The organism is Streptomyces sp. NPDC057474, assembly GCF_042802555.1.
Lineage (GTDB): Bacteria > Actinomycetota > Actinomycetes > Streptomycetales > Streptomycetaceae > Streptomyces.
This window is the reverse complement of sequence record NZ_JBHVDX010000078.1, coordinates 1-19505: the sequence shown is the minus strand read 5'-3', so window position 1 is coordinate 19505 and position 19505 is coordinate 1. Positions and strand designations below refer to the sequence as shown.

General features: G+C 69.6%; 16 protein-coding genes and 2 pseudogenes. 10 read left to right on the top strand and 8 right to left on the bottom strand.

Annotated features, from left to right (window positions below; all coding sequences use genetic code 11):
* The first annotated feature begins 227 nt into the window (after positions 1–227).
* The 3 genes and pseudogenes from ACFU53_RS22405 (at position 228) to ACFU53_RS22395 (ending at position 3293) form a co-directional block, all read left to right on the top strand.
* Positions 228–1606, top strand: a pseudogene (locus tag ACFU53_RS22405) (IS1380 family transposase).
* A gap of 548 nt (positions 1607–2154) precedes the next feature.
* A pseudogene (locus tag ACFU53_RS22400) lies at positions 2155–2250 on the top strand (GNAT family N-acetyltransferase); the annotation flags it as partial.
* A gap of 290 nt (positions 2251–2540) precedes the next feature.
* Complete coding sequence (locus ACFU53_RS22395) at positions 2541–3293, top strand: hypothetical protein (RefSeq protein ID WP_383995074.1); 753 nt, start codon at positions 2541–2543, stop codon at positions 3291–3293.
* Between the two features lie 11 nt (positions 3294–3304).
* On the opposite strand, the gene ACFU53_RS22390 is transcribed toward ACFU53_RS22395, so the two are convergent.
* From ACFU53_RS22390 to ACFU53_RS22375, 4 genes are all read right to left on the bottom strand, one after another.
* Complete coding sequence (locus ACFU53_RS22390; RefSeq protein ID WP_383995071.1) at positions 3305–4030, bottom strand: Mut7-C RNAse domain-containing protein; 726 nt, start codon at positions 4028–4030, stop codon at positions 3305–3307.
* 33 nt (positions 4031–4063) lie between these two features.
* Positions 4064–4696 (bottom strand): TetR/AcrR family transcriptional regulator, encoded by a 633-nt coding sequence (locus ACFU53_RS22385; RefSeq protein ID WP_383995068.1) that lies wholly within the window; start codon positions 4694–4696, stop codon positions 4064–4066.
* 4 nt (positions 4697–4700) lie between these two features.
* Positions 4701–6275: a DHA2 family efflux MFS transporter permease subunit gene (locus ACFU53_RS22380; RefSeq protein WP_383995065.1), complete on the bottom strand. Its 1575-nt coding sequence runs from the start codon at positions 6273–6275 to the stop codon at positions 4701–4703.
* A gap of 119 nt (positions 6276–6394) precedes the next feature.
* Positions 6395–7153, bottom strand: a complete 759-nt coding sequence (locus ACFU53_RS22375; RefSeq protein ID WP_383995062.1) for a hemolysin III family protein — start codon at positions 7151–7153, stop codon at positions 6395–6397.
* A 350-nt stretch (positions 7154–7503) separates the two neighbouring features.
* Here ACFU53_RS22375 and ACFU53_RS22370 point away from each other — a divergent pair, with 350 nt between their 5' ends.
* The 7 genes from ACFU53_RS22370 to ACFU53_RS22340 all read left to right on the top strand — a co-directional run bounded on the left by ACFU53_RS22370 (position 7504) and on the right by ACFU53_RS22340 (position 14854).
* A complete protein-coding gene (locus ACFU53_RS22370; RefSeq protein ID WP_383995059.1) occupies positions 7504–9330 on the top strand; it encodes a phosphoenolpyruvate carboxykinase (GTP) in 1827 nt (608 codons plus the stop codon).
* Positions 9331–9722: 392 nt separating this feature from the next.
* Positions 9723–10712 carry a serine/threonine-protein kinase gene (locus ACFU53_RS22365; protein ID WP_383995056.1) on the top strand — a complete coding sequence of 330 codons (990 nt, stop codon included), beginning with the start codon at positions 9723–9725 and terminating at the stop codon, positions 10710–10712.
* On the top strand, positions 10699–11235 hold the full coding sequence (locus ACFU53_RS22360) for a hypothetical protein (protein WP_383995053.1): 537 nt from the start codon (positions 10699–10701) through the stop codon (positions 11233–11235). Before ACFU53_RS22365 ends, ACFU53_RS22360 begins: the two co-directional genes overlap by 14 nt.
* A gap of 177 nt (positions 11236–11412) precedes the next feature.
* Positions 11413–12402: a hypothetical protein gene (locus ACFU53_RS22355; RefSeq protein WP_383995050.1), complete on the top strand. Its 990-nt coding sequence runs from the start codon at positions 11413–11415 to the stop codon at positions 12400–12402.
* Positions 12381–12821 carry a hypothetical protein gene (locus ACFU53_RS22350; RefSeq protein ID WP_383995047.1) on the top strand — a complete coding sequence of 147 codons (441 nt, stop codon included), beginning with the start codon at positions 12381–12383 and terminating at the stop codon, positions 12819–12821. Before ACFU53_RS22355 ends, ACFU53_RS22350 begins: the two co-directional genes overlap by 22 nt.
* A gap of 1 nt (position 12822) precedes the next feature.
* The gene (locus ACFU53_RS22345) at positions 12823–13611 is read left to right on the top strand and encodes a PP2C family serine/threonine-protein phosphatase (RefSeq protein WP_383995042.1); all 789 of its coding nucleotides are present in this window, start codon (positions 12823–12825) and stop codon (positions 13609–13611) included.
* An 82-nt stretch (positions 13612–13693) separates the two neighbouring features.
* The gene (locus tag ACFU53_RS22340) at positions 13694–14854 is read left to right on the top strand and encodes a hypothetical protein (RefSeq protein ID WP_383995039.1); all 1161 of its coding nucleotides are present in this window, start codon (positions 13694–13696) and stop codon (positions 14852–14854) included.
* 16 nt (positions 14855–14870) lie between these two features.
* Here ACFU53_RS22340 and ACFU53_RS22335 read toward each other — a convergent pair whose 3' ends face one another.
* From ACFU53_RS22335 to ACFU53_RS22320, 4 genes are read right to left on the bottom strand one after another with little or no spacing between them, the layout of a single operon-like run.
* The gene (locus ACFU53_RS22335; RefSeq protein ID WP_383995127.1) at positions 14871–15455 is read right to left on the bottom strand and encodes a hypothetical protein; all 585 of its coding nucleotides are present in this window, start codon (positions 15453–15455) and stop codon (positions 14871–14873) included.
* 4 nt (positions 15456–15459) lie between these two features.
* The gene (locus ACFU53_RS22330; RefSeq protein ID WP_383995036.1) at positions 15460–17031 is read right to left on the bottom strand and encodes a substrate-binding domain-containing protein; all 1572 of its coding nucleotides are present in this window, start codon (positions 17029–17031) and stop codon (positions 15460–15462) included.
* 20 nt (positions 17032–17051) lie between these two features.
* Positions 17052–18230: a toxic anion resistance protein gene (locus tag ACFU53_RS22325; RefSeq protein WP_383995033.1), complete on the bottom strand. Its 1179-nt coding sequence runs from the start codon at positions 18228–18230 to the stop codon at positions 17052–17054.
* A gap of 21 nt (positions 18231–18251) precedes the next feature.
* Positions 18252–19325 (bottom strand): hypothetical protein, encoded by a 1074-nt coding sequence (locus ACFU53_RS22320; protein ID WP_383995030.1) that lies wholly within the window; start codon positions 19323–19325, stop codon positions 18252–18254.
* Positions 19326–19505: the final 180 nt, after the last annotated feature.

Sequence of the window (19505 nt, the reverse complement as noted above, 5' to 3'; positions counted from 1 at the left end):
CCCGCTGAGCGGCCAAGGTCCGGCGCTCCCGCAGCTGCTCGATAGAGAGGCCGGCCCAGTCGGCGTACCAGTTGCCGTAGAGCTTCCAACGACTCATGGTCCTAACCTTGCGCTTTCGCGAGTGAGCCTGTCCGGGTCTTGATCAAATAAGCGGAGAGTGCTGCTGACCTGCAACGATGGGACTTGTCGAGGGTCCTGTCAGCTGCGAGGAAAGAAGCACTCTCCAGGTGAAGAAGCGTAGCGGGTCGTATCCGTGTGTTCGTGTCGAGGGCGGCGGCCGTGGGGTGGTCTCGCAGGCCGGGGCGGTGCTGCTGGTCGAGACGGTCCGCAAGTCCGGGCTGGACACCGCGATATCGGCTGCACTGGCGCCGTGGCGCAAGCCGCGGGCAGTGCACGATCCGGGGAAGATCCTGCTGGATGTGGCCCTGGCCGTCGCGCTGGGCGGGGACTGTCTGGCCGACGTCGGCATGCTGCGGGCCGAGCCGCACGTGTTCGGCCCCGTGGCCTCCGATCCGACGGTCTCCCGTCTCGTCGACGCTCTCGCTGCAGCCGGCCGAAGGCTCTCACCGCGATCCGGTCGGCGCTGGCCGAAGTGAGGTCGCGGGTCTGGGAGTTGGCCGGTGCGGATGGTCCGGCCGCCGACGGCACGGTGATCGTGGACATCGACGGCGTCCTCGTCCTGGCGCACTCCGAGAAGCAGGATGCGACTGCGACCTGGAAGAAGACCTTCGGCCATCACCCGCTCGTCGCGTTCGTCGACCACGGCGAGGCCGGGTCCGGGGAACCGGTGGCCGCGCTGCTGCGGCCCGGCAACGCCGGCTCCAACACCGCCACCGACCACATCGAAACCGCCTAACTCGCCCTGGCCCAGCTGCCCAGACACCTGCGGTGGGGACGGCAGACACTGATCCGGACCGACTCCGCCGGCGGCACCCACGTCTTCCACGACTGGCTCTCCCGCCGGGGCCGGTGGCTGTCGTATTCCGTCGGAATGACCATCACCGACGCCATCCACCAGGCCGTCCTGAAGATCCCGAAGAAGGCATGGACACCGGCCTACGACGCAGGCGGCACCGAGCGGCCCGGCGCCTGGGTCGCAGAGATCACCGACATGCCCGACCTGAGCACGTGGCCGAAGGGGATGCGGCTGGTCGTCCGCAAGGAACGGCCGCACCCCGGCGCCCAGTTGCGCTTCACCGACCTCGACGGACTGCGGCTGACCTGTTTCGCGACCAACACAAAAGGCGGCCAGCTCGCCGACCTGGAGCTGCGTCACCGACGGCGGGCACGCTGCGAGGACCGCATCCGAGGCGCCCGCGCCACCGGACTGCGCAACCTTCCCCTGCACGACACCGCCCAGAACCGGATCTGGCTGGAGATCGTCCAGATCGCACTCGACCTCCTCGCCTGGATGCCGATGCTCGCCCTGATTGCAGAAACCCGCCGCTGGGAGCCCAAACGGCTTCGCGTGCGGCTGTTCTCCGCCGCCGCCCAGCTGGTCACCACCGGCCGCCGCCGCTGGCTCCGCTTCACCGCCCGATGGCCCTGGACGGATGCGATCACCCGCGCGATCCAGCGACTCGCGGCCCTGCCGAACCCCGGCTGACCAGCGGCTCCGACCGTCCCGACGAACTACAGCAACATCCCGGAGCCGTGGAACCCCGGCGCCCACCCGACGCGACAGCCGGGCCACCAACCTGCCCCAGCCCACGAGATTCCGCACCTCGCAAGCACAGAGCCCCCGTCAGCAAACCGACGAGGACTCATGAACGATCGAGGCTAAGGTGCCGACAGCCACGACCCGGCACACCAATTTCGGGCACCCGTACTACATCCTCAAGATCTGAGGCTGTAGCACCCGCGGTGGCCTGTTGCCCGACCGCACCACAAGCGCACCAGATCGAGCGGGGAACAGCGAGGAATCACGGTGAAATCACCCGAGCCTGACGAGGCCGCAGCCCAGCCGTTCGCCCAGGTCAGCGATGCAACGGGCCCCACATGCTCGCAGCTTCCCAAGCTGAGGGCTTCGCACCGTCGTCACGGGCCGGTCGTCGCGGCTTGCTCTGGTCGACGGCGGCACCCCGGAAGCGTGGTTGAGGCCGGTGGGGGTGTAGCGAGGCATACGCGCACCTGATCGGTCGGCTGACCCGCCGCCAACTCCTCCAGACGGAGGTCGGCGGCCCCTCCGACAGGCTGTGCCAGGCCGAAGGACTGACCTGTCTCGGCTTCAGCCACACCACACGGGCGTAGCCACCGGATCTCGCCCGCCGCGAGGCCGCAACCGTTTCAGCGCCTCTGGCCTTCAGCGATACGGCCCGGTACTTGGCGGTTGTCCGTCGGGTACGGGGCCGTGGTCTTACCTGTGGCCGTCGCGCGCGACCGCCGATGTGTGCGGTCTCGGGCAAGGCTTGAACGGGTTGACGACAGTCTGGTGCGGCCGGGGCGCTGGGGATGGCGGTGGGTTGAAAGAAGTGGAGTGCTTGGCTGTGCCCATGACAGACTCGGCGCCCTGTCAGCCATGCTTGAGGAGGATCCCTGTCATGCGCCACTTGGCCACCGCGGCGGCCGGTATCGCGGCCGTCGTCCTGCTCACCGGCTGTGGCGCCAGCGATACCGGGAACGCATCCGCGCCGACGGCGAAGAGCGGAGCATCGGCCACGCCGGGGTCTGATAATTCGTTCGACGTCGAGGCGGCGCTCAAGAACGCCGATCCAGCGCCCTACTCGGTCGAGGTCGAGGTCGAGACCTATACGAGCTCCACGCTGACGGTCGTCATGGCCGGCCGGATGAACTTCAACGGATCCGCCCCTACGGGCAAGCTGACCTTGACGACCACCGACAGTGTTCCGAAGGGCCAAGCGTTCAGTGCGGAGACGATCCTGCTGGAGGACGCCACCTACACGCGAACACGTGATGACAGCGGAGCAGTTGGGGATTGGCAGCGCACGGAACTGGGCTCCTCAAACGCGGGCCTGGCTGACTACGGTGCATACGCACAACTGCTCCTGGACCTCGGGCCGAAGTCCCGAAAGGGGCCAGAAGAGGTGTACGGAGCCCCGGCATACCGACTCTCCGGGAATATCGCCCAGGACCAGCTCCGGACGGTGGAGCCTCGGCTGTACGACAGGATGCGTGCCACAGGCACCAAAAAGTTTGCCTGCGACGTGTGGGTCAACGAATCCGGCCGAGTCGTGCGCTTCGAACAGCGGCTGGAGATGTCCGGCACCTCAGCGCGCAATGTCGTGACGCTCAAGAATTTCAGAGCCTCGGTGCCTGTGAGCGCACCCGAGTAGCTCCAGCCCGTTCATCGTGACCTCTCCTCAAGGGCACGCACCACGATCGCCTCCAACTGCTCGTGGTGCGCGCCCTTCCAATAAGCCCGCCCACACGCATCGCACTGCGCGAACACGTCGTACGACTTCTGCGTCCCACCCTCCAACCGATCCGCGACCTCCTCCTTCGTCGCCGCCCTCAGCAGCCCATTACACGCGGTGCACCGACTCCACGGCCACAACTCGGGTGCGAAACGATCCAGCACATCACGGAGTTGCTCCTCCGGCTGTGTGCTGTAGATGTACGCCCCGGCCCACAACTCCCGCCGCCGCAGCAACCCCCGGTCCCTGCTGAGCATCACCCGTTGCTCGGCGGCGGACTGCGCGGCCAGTGCGGGGTCGCCGATGTCCGTGGACTCGTACGCCGCGTCCACCCCCAACAACCGCAGCCGCCGCGCGAGCGTGCCGAGGTGGACGTCGAGGAGGAAGCGGAGTGGGGCGCCGGGCACGGATTGAGGGCGCTCGACCGGGAGTACGGTCACCGACTCGCCGTCCGCCGGGATGTGCGACACCCGAACTTCGCGGCCGTCCACGACGAGCGCGCCGACCTCGGTGAGGGGGACGCCGAGGGACTCGATCACGTGGCCCAGTGTCGAGACGCCGTCGGTGGCCAGCGGCGTCGCTCCCGCCCGGCGGCCGTGGGGGACGAACAGGGCCAGCTCGGGGGCTACTTCGACGTGGATCTCGGCTGCTTTCACCTGGTCAGGATGGCATGGGGGAGTGGTGCGGCCTCAGGGATTTTCCGTCCGGAGGCCGTGTTGGAGAGTGGTCAGGGTGCGGTCGACGAGTTCGGCGAAGTCGTCCTGGTGGTCGTTCTCGGCCCAGTAGAGGGAGGTTTCCATCAGACCGCCGATGAGGGACATCGCCCAGACCCGTACCTCCAGGCTGTCGGGGTCCCGGCCGGTGCGCTCGCCGATGGCGGTGCAGAGCATGCGGCCGGTGACCGACATGCTCTCCATCATGCGCGAGCGCACCGCGGGGACCTGGACCATCAGGTGGGTGCGCAGCCGCGCCACCGCGATGTCCTCCTCGATGCCTGTGCGGACGGCTTCCCGCATCACGTACCGGATGCTGTCCGGCCATGGTTCGTCCGCCGGCCGGGCCCGTAGTTCCTCCAGGAGGATCGGGTCGTACTCGTCGGTGAGGACGATGTCCTCCTTGGTCGGGAAGTACCGGAAGACGGTCGACGGCGAGACCTCCGCCCGGTCGGCGATCTGCTCGATCGTCGTGGCGTCGTAGCCCTGCTCCTCGACCAGTGCGTAGGTCGCGGCGCGGATCGCCTCGCGGGTCTTTATCTTCTTCCGTTCACGGAGGCTGAGAGGGGGGCGGTCGGTGGTGGGGGTGCTGGGGCGTGCGGCCGTCATGCCGTCATTGTCGGGCATCGGGCTTCGACATGGCCAGGTCAGGGCCGGGGCTCCGCACGCCGTGCCCGCTCCGGGCCGTCGGCGCGCTCGGCAGGAAGGCCGCCGCCAGCAGCGCCGCGACCAGGGCCGCGCCGCCGCACACCAGCAGGACGAGGCCCATGCCGTGGACGTACGAATCGTTCGAGGACGTGAGGAGATCGGCCACGCCCGCCCGTTCGGCGACTACGTGTGCCGCGACCACCGAGTCCCCGGCGGTGTCGGCCGCCGATGCGGGCAGGCCGGTGACGTCGAGCCGGTCGCGGAAGACGTCCGCCAGGAGACTGCCCAGCAGGGCGATGCCGATCGCGCCGCCCACCTGGCGCAGCGTCATCAGCAGCCCCGAGCCGCTGCCGGCCCGGTCGGTGGGCAGGGTGCCGAGGGCGCCGGACATCGCGGGCACGATCGAGAACCCGAACCCGGCCCCGGCGAACGACAGCCACAGTGCCGTGAACCCGTAGCCGGACTCCACCGTCGTACGGCTGCCGAGGAATGCGGCGAAGGCCAGCACCACCAGTCCCGCGCTGACCACGGACCGGGACCCGAAGCGTTCGACGACCGGTTGCGCCAGCCGCGCGCCGACCAGCAGGCCGCCCATCAGCGGCAGCAGCCGTACCCCGGTGCCCAGGGCGTCGTTGCCGAGGACGGCCTGGAGGTACGGCGGCAGGGCGAACATCAGGCCGGACAGGACGAACATGACGAGGGTCGCGGCGAGTGCGTTGAAGAGGAATCCGCGGTGGGCGAGCAGGCCCATGTCCAGCATGGGGCGCACGGCTCGCCGCTCGCGCAGCACCAGGGCGGTGATCAGTACCGCGGCTCCGGCGAACATGCCCAGAACCAGGGGGTCGCCCCAGCCGCGAGTGGGTGCCTCGATGATCGCGTAGACGAGCGAGCCGAGGCCGGCGGCGGTGAGCGCGGTAGAGACGGCGTCGACCCTGGGTGAGGCGGGATCCCGGGTCTCGGGCAGCAGGAAGACGCAGGCGGCGATGCCGATCGCCGCCATCGGGATGTTGATGAGGAACACCGAGCCCCACCAGTAGTGGTCGAGGAGCCAGCCGCCGATGATCGGGCCGAGCGGCAGGCCGAGCGTGGAGCCCGCCGAGACGATGCCGACGGCCTTGGTGCGCTCGTCGGGTGCGAAGAGCGAGGGCAGTACCGAGAGGGCGAGCGGTGTGACCAGCGCGGCCCCGACACCCATCACGGCACGGGCGCCGACGACCGCGTTCACGTCCTGGGCGAGCGCGCCCACGACCGACCCGGCGAGAAAGATCCCGAGCCCGGTGATCAGCATCCGCCGACGTCCGAACCTGTCGCCGAGCAGTCCGGCCGGGAGCATGAGGGCCGCGAAGACGACGATGTACGCGTCCGCCATCCACTGCTGTTCCCCGGTGGTGGCGCCGAGCTGCTCGGCCATGGTCGGCAGAGCCACGTTGAGGATCGTCATGTCGAAGCCGAGCACCAGCATGCTCGCGACGAGGGCGCCGAGGGCCCACCAGCGGCGGGGGTCGGGCCGAGCGGAGGAAGACTGAGTGACAGTAGCCATGAAATGAGAGTAACTGTCAAAATGGAGTCACTGTCAATCGGTACTGTCTCTCGCCTTGTGGCCGGGCATACGAAAATGGCCACGGCTCGGGAGCCGTGGCCAAGAAGGAAGGGGAGTGGCTATGCGTGCTGGTAGGCCACCATCGAAATGCCCACGTAGTGCACGACGAACGCGGCGAGGGTGAGGGAGTGGAAGACCTCGTGGAAGCCGAACCAGCGTGGTGACGGGTCCGGGCGCTTGAGGCCGTAGATGACTCCGCCGGCGCTGTAGAGGAGGCCGCCGACGATCACCAGGACGAGGACGGCGATGCCGCCCGTGCGCATGAAGTCGGGCAGGAAGAAGACGGCCGCCCAGCCCATCGCGATGTAGCAGGGGGTGTAGAGCCAGCGCGGGGCGCCGACCCAGAACACCCGGAAGGCGATGCCGGCGAGCGCCGCTCCCCAGATGCCCCACAGCAGCCACTGACCCTTGGCGCCCGGCAGGAGCAGCATGGTGAGCGGGGTGTAGGAGCCTGCGATGATCAGGAAGATGTTGGCGTGATCCAGCCTGCGCAGGATGCCGTCCATGCGCGGGCTCCAGGTGCCCCGGTGGTACAGCGCGCTCACGCCGAACAGCAGGCAGGCCGTGAGGGCGAAGATCCCGCAGGCGATGCGTCCGCGCGTGGAGTCCGCGAGGGCGGTGAGCACCAGGCCGGCCACGAGCACGGCGGGGAACATGCCGAGATGCAGCCAGCCCCGGAGTTTGGGCTTGATCTCGTCAGTGATCTGGTGGATCTCGTCGGTGATCTGGTCGGCGATCTGATGCGGCAGGGAGCGCGCGTCGGAAGGGCGGCTGTCGGCCGGCGTCTCCGGGTGCGCATCGGGGACGGACGCTGTCATGCCCTCCATCGTACCTACGGAGCCGTAACTTACGGGACCGTGAGGGCCGTTCGTGCTCCCTGAAGTGGCCATCATCTCACGCGGAGTCTTCGACGGGGATACCCGAGCACATTCATGGATACCCGCGGTGAAGCAGCAGTGACGCACGGAAACCTCTCGGGTGAAGGTCGCCGAGTGGTGATGGTCACGATGCTCACCTGTGAGGCCCTATGGACATATGGGCACTCTCGTCGGATGATCAAATGAGTGCGGTCGGCACCGGATGAGCGCCCAGAGATCAAATCCGAGAAGCATCCGGGTCGCAGCCCCCACGGGGCCTCCAACAAAAAATCCCTCATTTAGGAGCAATCGTGGCGCGCGACATCGCGGCTCCCCCTTCAACCGTCCCGACCACCCACCGAGAACTCGTGGCGTGGGTGAACGAGATCGCCGAACTGACCGAGCCGGACAACGTGGTCTGGTGCGATGGATCCGAGGCCGAGTACGAGCGCCTGTGCGGGGAGCTCGTCGAGAAGGGCACCTTCCGGAAGCTCGACCCGATCAAACGCCCGAACTCCTACTACGCCGCGTCCGACCCGACCGATGTCGCCCGGGTCGAGGACCGCACGTTCATCTGTTCGGAGAAGGAAGAGGACGCCGGCCCGACCAACCACTGGAAGGCCCCCGCCGAGATGCGGGACATCTTCCAGGGCGAGAAGGGCCTGTTCCGCGGCTCGATGCGCGGCCGCACGATGTACGTCGTCCCGTTCTGCATGGGCCCGCTCGGCTCGCCGCTCTCCGCCATCGGCGTCGAGATCACCGACTCCGCGTACGTCGCCGTCTCCATGCGCACGATGACCCGTATGGGACAGCCGGTGCTGGACGAGCTCGGCTCCGAGGGCTTCTTCGTGAAGGCCGTGCACACCCTCGGCGCCCCGCTGGAGTCCGGCCAGGCCGATGTGCCGTGGCCCTGCAACAGCACCAAGTACATCTCCCACTTCCCCGAGAGCCGCGAGATCTGGTCGTACGGCTCCGGGTACGGCGGCAACGCGCTGCTGGGCAAGAAGTGCTACGCCCTGCGTATCGCGTCGGTGATGGCGCGCGACGAGGGCTGGCTGGCCGAGCACATGCTGATCCTGAAGCTGACGCCCCCGCAGGGTGAGTCGAAGTACGTGGCGGCGGCCTTCCCGTCCGCCTGCGGCAAGACGAACCTGGCGATGCTGGAGCCGACCGTCCGGGGCTGGACCGTCGAGACGATCGGCGACGACATCGCGTGGATGCGCTTCGACGAGGACGGGCAGCTCTATGCCATCAACCCCGAGGCCGGGTTCTTCGGCGTCGCGCCCGGTACCGGTGAGCACACCAACGCCAACGCGATGAAGACGCTGTGGGGCAACTCGGTCTTCACGAACGTGGCGCTGACGGACGACGGCGACGTGTGGTGGGAGGGGATGACGGAGGAGACTCCGGCCCATCTGACCGACTGGAAGGGCAACGACTGGACGCCGGACGCCGAGGCGCCGGCCGCCCACCCGAACGCCCGCTTCACGGTGCCCGCCGCCCAGTGCCCGATCATCGCGCCCGAGTGGGAGGACCCCAAGGGCGTGCCGATCTCCGCGATTCTCTTCGGCGGCCGACGCGCCACGGCGGTGCCGCTGGTGACGGAGTCCTTCGACTGGAACCACGGGGTGTTCCTGGGCGCGAACGTGGCGTCCGAGAAGACCGCCGCGGCCGAGGGCAAGGTCGGCGAACTGCGCCGGGACCCCTTCGCGATGCTCCCCTTCTGCGGTTACAACATGGGCGACTACATGGGCCACTGGGTCGACGTCGCCAAGGGCAAGGACCAGGCCAAGCTGCCGAAGATCTACTACGTCAACTGGTTCCGCAAGAACGACGAGGGCAAGTTCGTCTGGCCCGGCTTCGGTGAGAACAGTCGCGTCCTGAAGTGGATCGTGGACCGGCTGGACGGCAAGGCGGAGGGGGTGGAGACCCCGATCGGCATCCTGCCGACGCCTCAGGCGCTGGACACGGAGGGGCTGGACCTCTCCTCGTCCGACCTGGACTTCCTGCTGACCGTCGACAAGGAGGTGTGGCGGGAGGAGGCCGCGCTGGTTCCCGAACACCTCAACACCTTCGGTGATCACACGCCGAAGGAGCTGTGGGACGAGTACCGGGCGCTGGTGAGCCGTCTCGGCTGACGCCCCCTCTTTGCTCCGCGACCGGCCGGATATGGGTTGCCCTGACCAGCGACGTCTCCTCGGCCGGTCGCGGACTTTTTGTTGCGCCGGATGGCTCGGGGGGTGGGGGGTCGATGGCGGGTGCGGGTGAGTGGGGCTTCTCGCGCAGTTCCCCGCGCCCCTGAAAGACACGGCCCCTGCGGGCCGCTGAAAAAGCACGGGGCGCAGCTGTGCTTTTTCAGCGGCGCGGGGGACTGCGCGAACAACCACGACGGACCCGCGGCCGGGGGCGAAGGGGCACCGCCCCCGGGAGGGGACGGGTAGGGGCGGAGGGGGCGAAAAGGGCTGCCTGGCACGGCATTTCGCGGGACACTCGGGACATCCGCACCGAACCCCGAAATGAGGTGAGCGGGGTGCGTACACCCGTAAGTGACCCCCTGAAGATCGGCCCGTACAAGATAGTCGGCCGCCTGGGATCGGGGGGCATGGGCTGGGTCTACCTGGGCCGCTCACCCGCCGGCCGCGAGGTCGCCGTAAAAGTCGCCCGCCCCGAACTCGCCGCCGAACCCGAGTTCCGCGAACGCTTCGCCCGCGAGGTGGCCGCCGCCCGCGTGGTCAGCGGCGCCTACACCGCCGCCGTGGTCGACGCCGACCCGACGGCCGAACTCCCCTGGCTGGCCACCCTGTACGTCCCCGGCCCCTCCCTCGCGGAAGCGGTCCGCGCAGACGGCCCGTTGCCCGAGGCCCAGGTCCGCCCTCTCGGCGCCGGCCTCGTCGAGGCGTTGCAGGCCATCCACGCCGCCCACGTGGTCCACCGCGACCTCAAGCCGGCGAACGTCCTGCTCGCTCAGGACGGCCCCCGCGTCATCGACTTCGGCATCTCCCGCGTGGACGGCGCCCCCGGCCTCACCCGCGTCGGCGTCGTCGTCGGCACTCCGCCGTTCATGTCGCCCGAGCAGATCCGCGGCGACCGGGTCGGCCCGCCGAGCGACGTGTTCTCGCTGGGCGGGGTCCTGGTGTACGCGCTCACCGGCCGCCCACCGCACGGCAGCGGGGAAGCCGTGCGTGTGGAGGTCGTACGAGGAGAGCCCCGGCTCGACGGCGTACCGGCCGGACTGCGGCCCCTCATCGCCCGCTGCCTGGCCAAGCGACCCGAGGACCGGCCCCGACTCGCCGCGATCCTGGCCGAGTTGGTGGAGGAGGACATGAGCGCCGAGGTGTGGCCGCCGCCGCAGGTGGCCCGGACCATCGAGGTGCGGTACGAGGAGTTGCAGGAGCGCCACCGGCGCCGTACGACGAGCGAGTCCGTCCCCTCCTGTCTGCTGCTCCACGCGCAGGCACTGCTCGATGCCGGGCTGACCGACGCCATGGTCGCCGGGGCGGTGGTCCGTGACGGCGCCTGACTCCTACCCGGGGCGGGAGTCCCACCCCGGCCGCGACTCCTTCTCCGGGCGCGGCCCGTACTCCGGGCGCGACTCCTATCCGGGGCGCAACGCCGAGATATACGGCCTCGGCACGCACTGGCGGCAGTTGGTGCAGAACTGGGTCGCCCGGCGGAATTACCACACGGTCCACGACACCGCCTCCGTGTCCCTGCAATTCGATCTCCATGAGGCGGGGCGGGTGGTCACGGTGAGGTTCATGACCACCAAAAGGCTTCTCGTGGTCTTCGCGACGGACGGGAATTTCCTGCGACAGGATCAACTCGCCATCGCGGCGGCCGCATCGAACGCGTGGAATACCGAACAACTGAACCCCATGCTTTCCGTGTGGGACGTACGTGGGCCGCGCCCCTGTCTCGCCGGAGTCTGTGATCTGCCACTGACGTGCCGTATCACCCAGGCGGACTTCGACGCGCTGGCCAATGACTGGGTGGATCGGGCGCGGCAGATGTTCAGCCGTTGCCATCAGGTGTTCAAGTTGTAGAAGTGAAAAGCATACTGATCGTAAATCGAAGGAAGTCGCCGTAACTCCACCGGCGGAATTCTCCAAACCCTTCCGGCCACCCGGTTGCCTGCTCCACTATTGGAGGGGCTTTTTCAGGGCCGCGGGGGCGTGCCTTTCAGGCCACGGGGGGTTGGTGCGATGGGTGCGATCGGGCGTTTGTCTGTTCTCGGTGCGTTGGTGGGGTTGCTGCTCGCGGTGGTGCCGGGAGGTTCGGTCTCGGCCGCGGAGCCGTGTGCGGGCCCCCTCGCACAGTGGCTGGAGTGCTGGGTCTCGAACGTCGAGAGCGGCAAGCCCTACGTCGTCAGACTCGACGACGAGTTGTCGCTGGCCGGCCCCGAGCGGCAGTACCGCGAGATCCTCACGGACGTGGAGAAGCGTCGGCATCAGCTGGTGGTGGAGGTGCCGAAGGGCGGTCGGACGGGTGACGGCGGCACGGCTCTGCTGGTCCTGGCCGGGGGCCGGATGGTCCACCCTGACTCCAGGATCGACCGGATACCGCGGTGGGCCGTTGACGAGCTGCAGGATGCGGGTGTCTGCGTACCGCAGTATCTGTGCGACCAGATCGTCGAGACGGGCGACCGGACACCGCCGCTGAAGGGCAGCCACCTCATCGAGGGGGGACTCGTCGCCGACATGGCCACCCGCATCGAGGCCCCCGCGCCCGTCTCGAAGCCCCCGAACCCCGGAGGTCCCGGAGACGGCGCCATAGACGGCGGGGACGACAAGGGCGGGGCGGACGACAAGGCGAACAACAGAGCCGGTACCCGCGAAAGCGAAGCCGCCGGCTACAGCAACGCCACCTGGACCGCCCTCTGGATGGGTCTCCTCCTCGCCCTGTTGCTGCTCGCCTTCGTGATCGTGATCCGGCGGTCCAGGGGACCGGTGGCCGTGGGGCACTGGGCGGTGTCTCCCGGGCGGGCGGTCGGCGGACCCGCGCGGGCCGCGCCGGCCCACGCGGCGCGCGGCGGGGGCGGGGGCGGTGACGAGAGCACCACCCGGCTGCGGGTCGCATCCGTGCCGCGGCACGGACGGCAGGTGGGGGGCCGCCCGACACACACACGGACCGCGGTCGTACGGACCGAACTCCATTCATACCCGCGCACGCCTTCCAGGCACCGCAGCTCATGGCCGCCGGGGTCACCCTGATGACCGAGGCGCTGGAGCTGGCGATGCACATCGTCGCGGCCCGCAAGAGCGAGCTGCGGGCCTCCGGGCTGCAGTACTACCGGCCGCAGATCTGCCTCGTCACCGACGGACTTCCCACCGACCCGACGGGCCATCTCACCGACTCCTGGCACCGGTTGGTCCCCGTCCTCGCCGAGGAGCAGCGCGCCCGCCGGTTCCGCTTGTACGCGATCGGGGTCGGCGGGATCACGGACATGGGGGAGCAGGTGCTGCGGGCGTTCGCGCCGAAGTTCAACGCCCGGTTGCAGGGGTTCCCGTTCCGGGAACTGCTCCAGATGATGTCCGCCAGCGCCAACGCAGAGCAGAAGGGGGCGGGGGACGAGGTGTTCGAGAAGATCTTCAGCCAGTTCAAGACGCAGCGCCCGGCCTGGGAGGCGTGAGGTGACCGCCGCCCCGGCCTGGCGGATCCACGGCCTGAGCGTCGAGGGCTATCGGCACCGGCGCCAGGGCCTGCCCTGCCAGGACGCCTGCGCCTACGCCACGACATCCTCCGTCGCCGTGCTCGCCGTCGCCGACGGGGCCGGGAGCAGGCCCCGTTCGGAGGAGGGCGCCCGGCTCGCGGTGAAGCTAGCGGCGGAGCACTTCGCCCGACGGGCCGGGGCGGCCGTGGAGACGCGGCCGGGGGAGGCCGTGCACGAGTTGCTGCGGGACGCCCTGCACGACGTGAGCAAGGACTTCCTCGACCAGACCGGCGCCGACGCGCAGGACTTCGCCACGACGCTCACGGTGGTGGTGCTCGCGCCCCGCTGGATCGGGCACCTCACCGTGGGGGACGGGTTCGTCGTCGTACGGGCCGGGACGGAGGACGGGGAGCGGCAGTTCCATCTGCTGCCGCAGGCCGCGGCGGCCAGTGAGTACAGCAACGAGACGGTGTTCCTGACCTCGCCGGACGTGGCGCGCTGGACCCACACCGAGTGCGTCGCGGACGACGGGGTCGACGGAGTGCTCCTCTCCACGGACGGGCTCGCCCAGGCCATGCTCAACCGGTCGGCCGACGGCGCCCCGTCCCCGAACACCTCCTTCGCCGACGCCGTCTTCCGCTCCCTCGACACCGCTCCCGAGGACGACCGCGACCCCAACCTGGCCGCTCTCCTGCGCTCCGACCGCCTCACCGCTCTCAACGCCGACGACAAGACCCTGCTGCGAGCCGTCCGCACGAACCGGCGATGACCGCTCTTCAAGGGCGACGACTCTTCAGGACGACGCTTCTGCGCGGCGACGAACGGCTCGACGAACACTCGGAGGTACGGCCATGAGCGGCCGCACGGTCTTTCTCGACGGTAGGCGGGTCACTCTGGCCGAGTTGCCGCTGAAGGGTGGCGGGCAGGCGGCCGTGTTCCCGGTGGAGGGCGATACGGGCATCGTCGTCAAGATCTACCGGGACACACCCGGGCCGGACCAGGAGCGGCGGCTGGCCCGCATGCTCACCATGTCCCCGCTGGCCGCCCGCCCGACCAACGCCAGCCAGCCGCCCGAGCTGGCCTGGCCCACCGCGATCGCCCGGGGCACGAACGGCGAGTTCCTCGGCTACGCGATGCGCGGCTTCGGCGAACCCCAACACGTCCAGGTGATCGGCCTGTTCACCCGCGTCCAGCGCCTCAAGCTCTTCCCGGACCGGGCCGACTGGCGGTTCCTGCTGGGCGTCGCCTGGAACCTCGCCTTCATGACGGCCCGTATGCACTACGACAACCTCGTCATCGGCGACTTCTCCAGCAGCAACGTCGTCGTCGACGCCAACGGCTTCGTCACCTTCCTCGACTGCGACTCCATCGCCTTCACCGACCCGGTCACCGGCGAACTCTTCCCGTGCCTGATGCACACCACCGACTACTCGTCCCCCGAGCGGCAGGCGGGCGGCCCCGCGACCCGGCAGAGCGACGACTTCGCTCTCGCCGTCCTCGTCTACCAGCTGCTCACCGCGGGCAACCATCCCTTCGGCGGGGTCCCGCACGAGAGCGCCTCCGAGTCGACCGTCAAGGACAACATCGCCGCGAGCTGCAGTTATGTCGTCCGCCCCGAGCGGGTCACCATCCCGCGCGGGACGATCGACCCGTCCGTCCTGCCGTCCGAACTCCTCACCCTCGCCAAGGCCGCCTTCGGCCCCGGCGTCGAGGAACCCGCGGCCCGTCCCCCGGCCGAGGCCTGGCTCCGCGCCCTCGACAAGGAACGCGGCCAGGTGCGCGCCTGCACGGTACGGCCCCTGCACACCTACGGCTCCCACCTGCCGACCTGCCCCTGGTGCACCCGGGCCGCGGTCACCGGCCACGACGTGTTCAACGGCCCCCGGCCCACGTCGGTCCCGGTCCCACCGCCCCCGCCCGGCCGGCCCCCGTCCCCGTACGCCGGGCTGAAGGTGCTGGCCGTGGTGCTCGGGGTGGTGCTGCTGATCGTGATCCTGACGAACCTCGGCTGAGGCAGTCGGCGCGCGGTCAGCCCGACCGGTCCTCCAGGTACCGGGTGTGCGACTCCTGCCGGCGGGCCTCGGCGTCGCGCAGGGTTGCCGCCAGACCCCCCAACTCCTCTTGCAACAGGCTGAGTTGGCGTTCGAGGTGGCGTTCCGGCGGTTCCGTGCCCGGGGTCAGGCGGGTCCACCAGCGGGTGCGTACGAAGGTGTCGACAGCCTCGGGGACGTCCTGCCGGACGGCCCGGGAGAGGGCGTGGATGCCCTCGGGGTCGCGGGCGAGGACCTCGGCGACCCAGCCGGGGTCGAGGAGCGCCGTGAGGAGTTCGGTCAGCTCGGTGAGGCGGCCGCCGGCGGCGGGCGGCAGCTCGATGCCGGCGAGGTACTCGCGGAGGGTGCCGAAGTCGGTGCGCAACTCGTCGAGCTGGGCGGACGGGTCCGGGAAGTCCGGCAGCGGGGGGCGCTCCGGCGGGGCGATCAGGGCGCCCGCGCCGTACAGCCCGACGACCACGACCGGCCAGTACGGTCCAGCGATACCCGCGAAGGTCAGGCCGAGCCCGGCGATCCCGAGGGCGCTGCCGGTGAGGTTCTTGCGGGACTCGACGTACTTCATGAATCTACTGGTAGCCACGGATCTCCTCGAAGGCGCCGTCCAGCGAGCCCTGCTGGGCGTCGAAGAGGCGGCCACCGGTCAGGTCGGCGATGTGCTCCAGTTCGCCCTTGTCGGAGTCGCCGAAGAGGATCGGGAAGACGGGGATCTGCTGCTCGGCGGCGGGCAGTCCACCGTAGAACTCGTCGAAGTCGGCGGGGCTCGCGCCCTCGGTGTTCTCGCCGTCCGTCATCAGCACGATGGAGGTGAAGGTGTCCCGGTCGGCGGTGCCGAGGTGCTCGTACGCCTTCCGTAGCGAGGTGTAGATGGCGGTGTCGCCGCTGGCGGACAGTTCCCGGGTGTCGGCGCGGATGCCTTCGAGCCCGGCCTTCGGGTCCTCGGGCTGCACGACATGCGTCCGCACGCTCTTCACGTCGGATCCGAACGGCATCAGCGTGACCTCCTCCCGGTCCCGGAAGTCGCCGGTCAGCTCGGTGAGCGCGGTCTTCAGCCGGTCGAGGCGGTCGCCCTCCATCGAGCCCGAGGTGTCCAGGACGTACACGGTCCGGGAGGGGCGGCGCAGCTCGTTCTCGTACGCGTCGAGGAGTCCGTCGGCGACGGACCGGCTGCCCGGGAAGGGGAGTTCGCGCCGGCGCGTGGTGTCGAGGCCGGCCGCGGGCGGCACGGAGGCGACGACCGGGCGGCGCAGCGTCTTCTCGGTGATCAGCCGCTGGATGTCCGGGGTGCGCAGGGCGTCCGTGAGACGGCGTACGTCGTCCCGGACCTCCTTGCTCGTGGAGGCGAGCGAGGAGAGCGGATAGTCGGCGGTGACGACCCCGTCGCGCGGCCGGATCACCGTCAGGCCCTTCTTCCCCTTCAGCACCGACTCGTAGTTGAGCAGGGCGTCGACGTCACCGCGCCGGTCGTACGCCGCCGCCAGCCAGCCCGACGACCCCGACGTCAGCTTCTGGCCCGTGAAGAACTCCTTCAGCCGGGGCGTCGCCCGCGTCACGTCCGCGTCCGTGAGCGCGGACTGCGCGTCGGAGAGCCCCGACGCCACCGAGACGAGCGTCGAGAAACCGGAGTTGGAGCGGGACGGGTCGGTCATGCCGTACGTCAGCTTCCCGTCCGCCACCGCCTTCTCGATGTCCGACCAGGTGACGTTCTCCGGCTTCCACCCCAGCGTCCGTACGGTCTCGTTCCGCACGCCGATCGCGACCGGGCTGGACATCACCGGCGTCTCCGACACGACCTTCTCGGCCGCGTCCGGGCGGAGCCGCAGGTAGTCGTTGGAGGACAGCCACACCGCGTCGTACGAGCCCTTCGCATGCCACTCGCTGAGCAGGTCCACCGCGTCGAGCGTGCCCATGTAGGTGGGCCGGACCTTGATCCCGGTGTCCTTCTCGACCTGGTCCAACACCGGCTTCATGTCGGCGAGTTCACTGGAGGCGAGGACACGGAGGGTGCCGGGGATGTACTTGGTCGCCTCGGCCGGATCGGGTAGCCCCTGGTCCGCGGCGGTGCAGGCGCCGGCCAGGAGGGTGGCGGCGGTCGCCGCGGCGACGGCCATCGTCGTACGCACTCTCGTCCGCGTTCTCATCCGCGTTCTCATCGGTGTTCTCATCCGAGGCCCCCTTCCAGTGCGCCCTGGTTCCGGCTCCGCTCCAGGTACTGGGTCGCGTTCTGGAGTTCGGAGGTCAGGGACTCGACGGTGGCGGCCATGGTCTCCGTGGCCTGCACCTTGTAGGTGTCGATGGCGTCGAGGGTGCGGTAGATCTGCTGGAAGGCCGAGCGGAGCGTCTCCGCGCCGACGGCCGGGTCGGCGGCGATGCGCTGGATCTCGCCGCTCTGGGTGGCGAGCATCTCGGCGTTGCCCCGGATCAGGTCCTCCGTGGTGCCGCGCAACGCGTTCACCTGGTCGACGACCTTCTTCTGGTTGTCCAGGGCGGAGGCGAGCATCACGGAGATGCGCAGCGCCGAGACCGTGGTCGTGGCGGCCCGGTCGACGCCCTTGATCAGCTCCTCGTTGTTGCGCCGTACGACGTCCATGGCCAGATAGCCCTGGGCGCAGACGGCCAGCTGGGTGAGCAGGTCCTGGTGCTTCTGCCGGACGGGGAAGAGGACGTCGGCGCGCAGGGTGTCGCCCGCTTGCGGATCGACCCCGTCGATGTGCTCCTCGACGGCCGTGTCCAGGGCCTCCGTCAGGACCACGTACTCCTGGAGCTTGCCCATGGTCTCCCACAGCCGGACGCGCTCGGTCTGCAACGCGGCGCTGTCGCGCCGCAGTTCGTCCTGCCCGCCGCGCAACGAGCCCACGATCCTGTTCAACGTCCCCTGTGCCGAGGCGTACTTGGCGACGTGGTCGCGCAGCTTGTTGCCACCCGGCAGCCGGGACAGGAACTTGCGCCCCTTGCTCGCCTGCAGATCACGCGGGTCCAGGTCCTCCACCACCCGCCGGAGTTCGACGAGCGAGCCCGCGACCTGCGACTGTGCGTCCCCGCCCTTGCTCGGCAGGCTGCGCACGGTCCGCTCCAGCATCCGGTTGGACTGCGCGGCGGCGGTGCGCATCTCGCCCGCGCCGAGCGAGGTGATCTCCCCGACCCGGCCGGCGAACTCCGGGGAGCGGGCGTCGAGGACGGCGAGGCCCCGCACGTACTCCTCGGCCTTGCGGGCCATGTCCGTCCGCACGGACTCCTCGACCGGCACGAGCCCGCCCGCCTTTTCCCGGGGCACGGCCGCGACCGGCTCGGGAGGGGTGAGGGTGAAGGCGCTGTCGCCGCTGCTGTCTTCGATGGTCATGTTCGTCGATCCCCCGTAGTCCTACTGGCCCCGGGCCCGGCGCGCCATCTCGTGCAGCACCTCGGAGGTGGGCACGGGCGCCTGCCGGACGGTCAGCTTCTGCATCAGATAGGTGGTGTGGTCGGCGGTCGCCGACGTGAACTCGGTGGCCGTGCCCTGCGGCCGGAACCCGTGCCGGGCGGCCAGTTCGCGCAACTTCGGGTCGGTGCCGAGGAGTTCACCGAGCGCGCGGCCCTCGTCCGTGACCGGTACGACGGTGTGGTCGCTGAAGACGGTGGTGTCCGGGTAGAGGACGACCAGGTCGTCGATGCTCTGGCCCTCCGTGAGCATCGCGGCGACCTGTGACTCGTAGACCAGCACGAGCGGATTGCCGACCCCGCTGACGAAGTCACGGAACGTCGCGTCGGTGCTCGGCTGCTGGGCGCCCTGGACGCTGATCAGCTCGTGCATGAGAGGCGCGGTCCGGTCCAGGTCCGCCTTGCTCGCCACCACACGGCCGCCGTTGGCGACGTTGGATGCGGCGGCGAGGTAGAGCGCGCCCGAGTTGGAGGTGGTCGGGTCGGTGGTGGCGATGTAGAGGAGCCCCATCAACTCCCCGTACTTCTCGGACCCCTTGAGGTCCTGCCACGTCCGGCCGTCCTCGGCGGCCTTCAGATACGCGCTCATGTCGAGGACACCCCGGCCCTCGTCGAGCGTGGCGAGCCCGTTCTTCCGCAGCACCTCGGCGGCGCTCCGGTGGGCGACCACGACGAGGGGCGAGTAGAAGGGGCGGGGCAGCGGCTCGCGGACCTCGTACTTCGCGGCCAGCTCGTCGGCGGGTGCCTTGCTGGACGGGAACGCGAAGTCGTACCCATTTAGATCCAGGCCGTCCATGGCCCAGGATCCCGACGTCTCCGTCTTCACGGTGTAGCCCTTGGCGGCCAGGGCCTTCACCACCTCCGGGTCGGCGAAGAACTCCGCCTTCTCCGACCCGATCACTCCTCGCACGGTCTTCGTTGCCGTGCCCGTGTCCCCGGTTTCCCGGCCCGCCACGACGGCTGCCACCACGCCGCCGATCAGCAGTACCGCGAGGACGATTCCTGCGATTCGTCTCACACGGGGAGAGTGCTCCCGGAACCCAACGTTCCTCGTCGTCGCGGGTGAACGGGGGGTGAAGTGGTGGTCCCGGAACACAACGGGGCGCTTTTCCGGGGTGCGTGTTCGTCTGCGGGTGAGTGGGGGCTGCTCGCGCAGTTCCCCGCGCCCCTAAAAGCAACGGCCCCTGCTTTTCAGGGG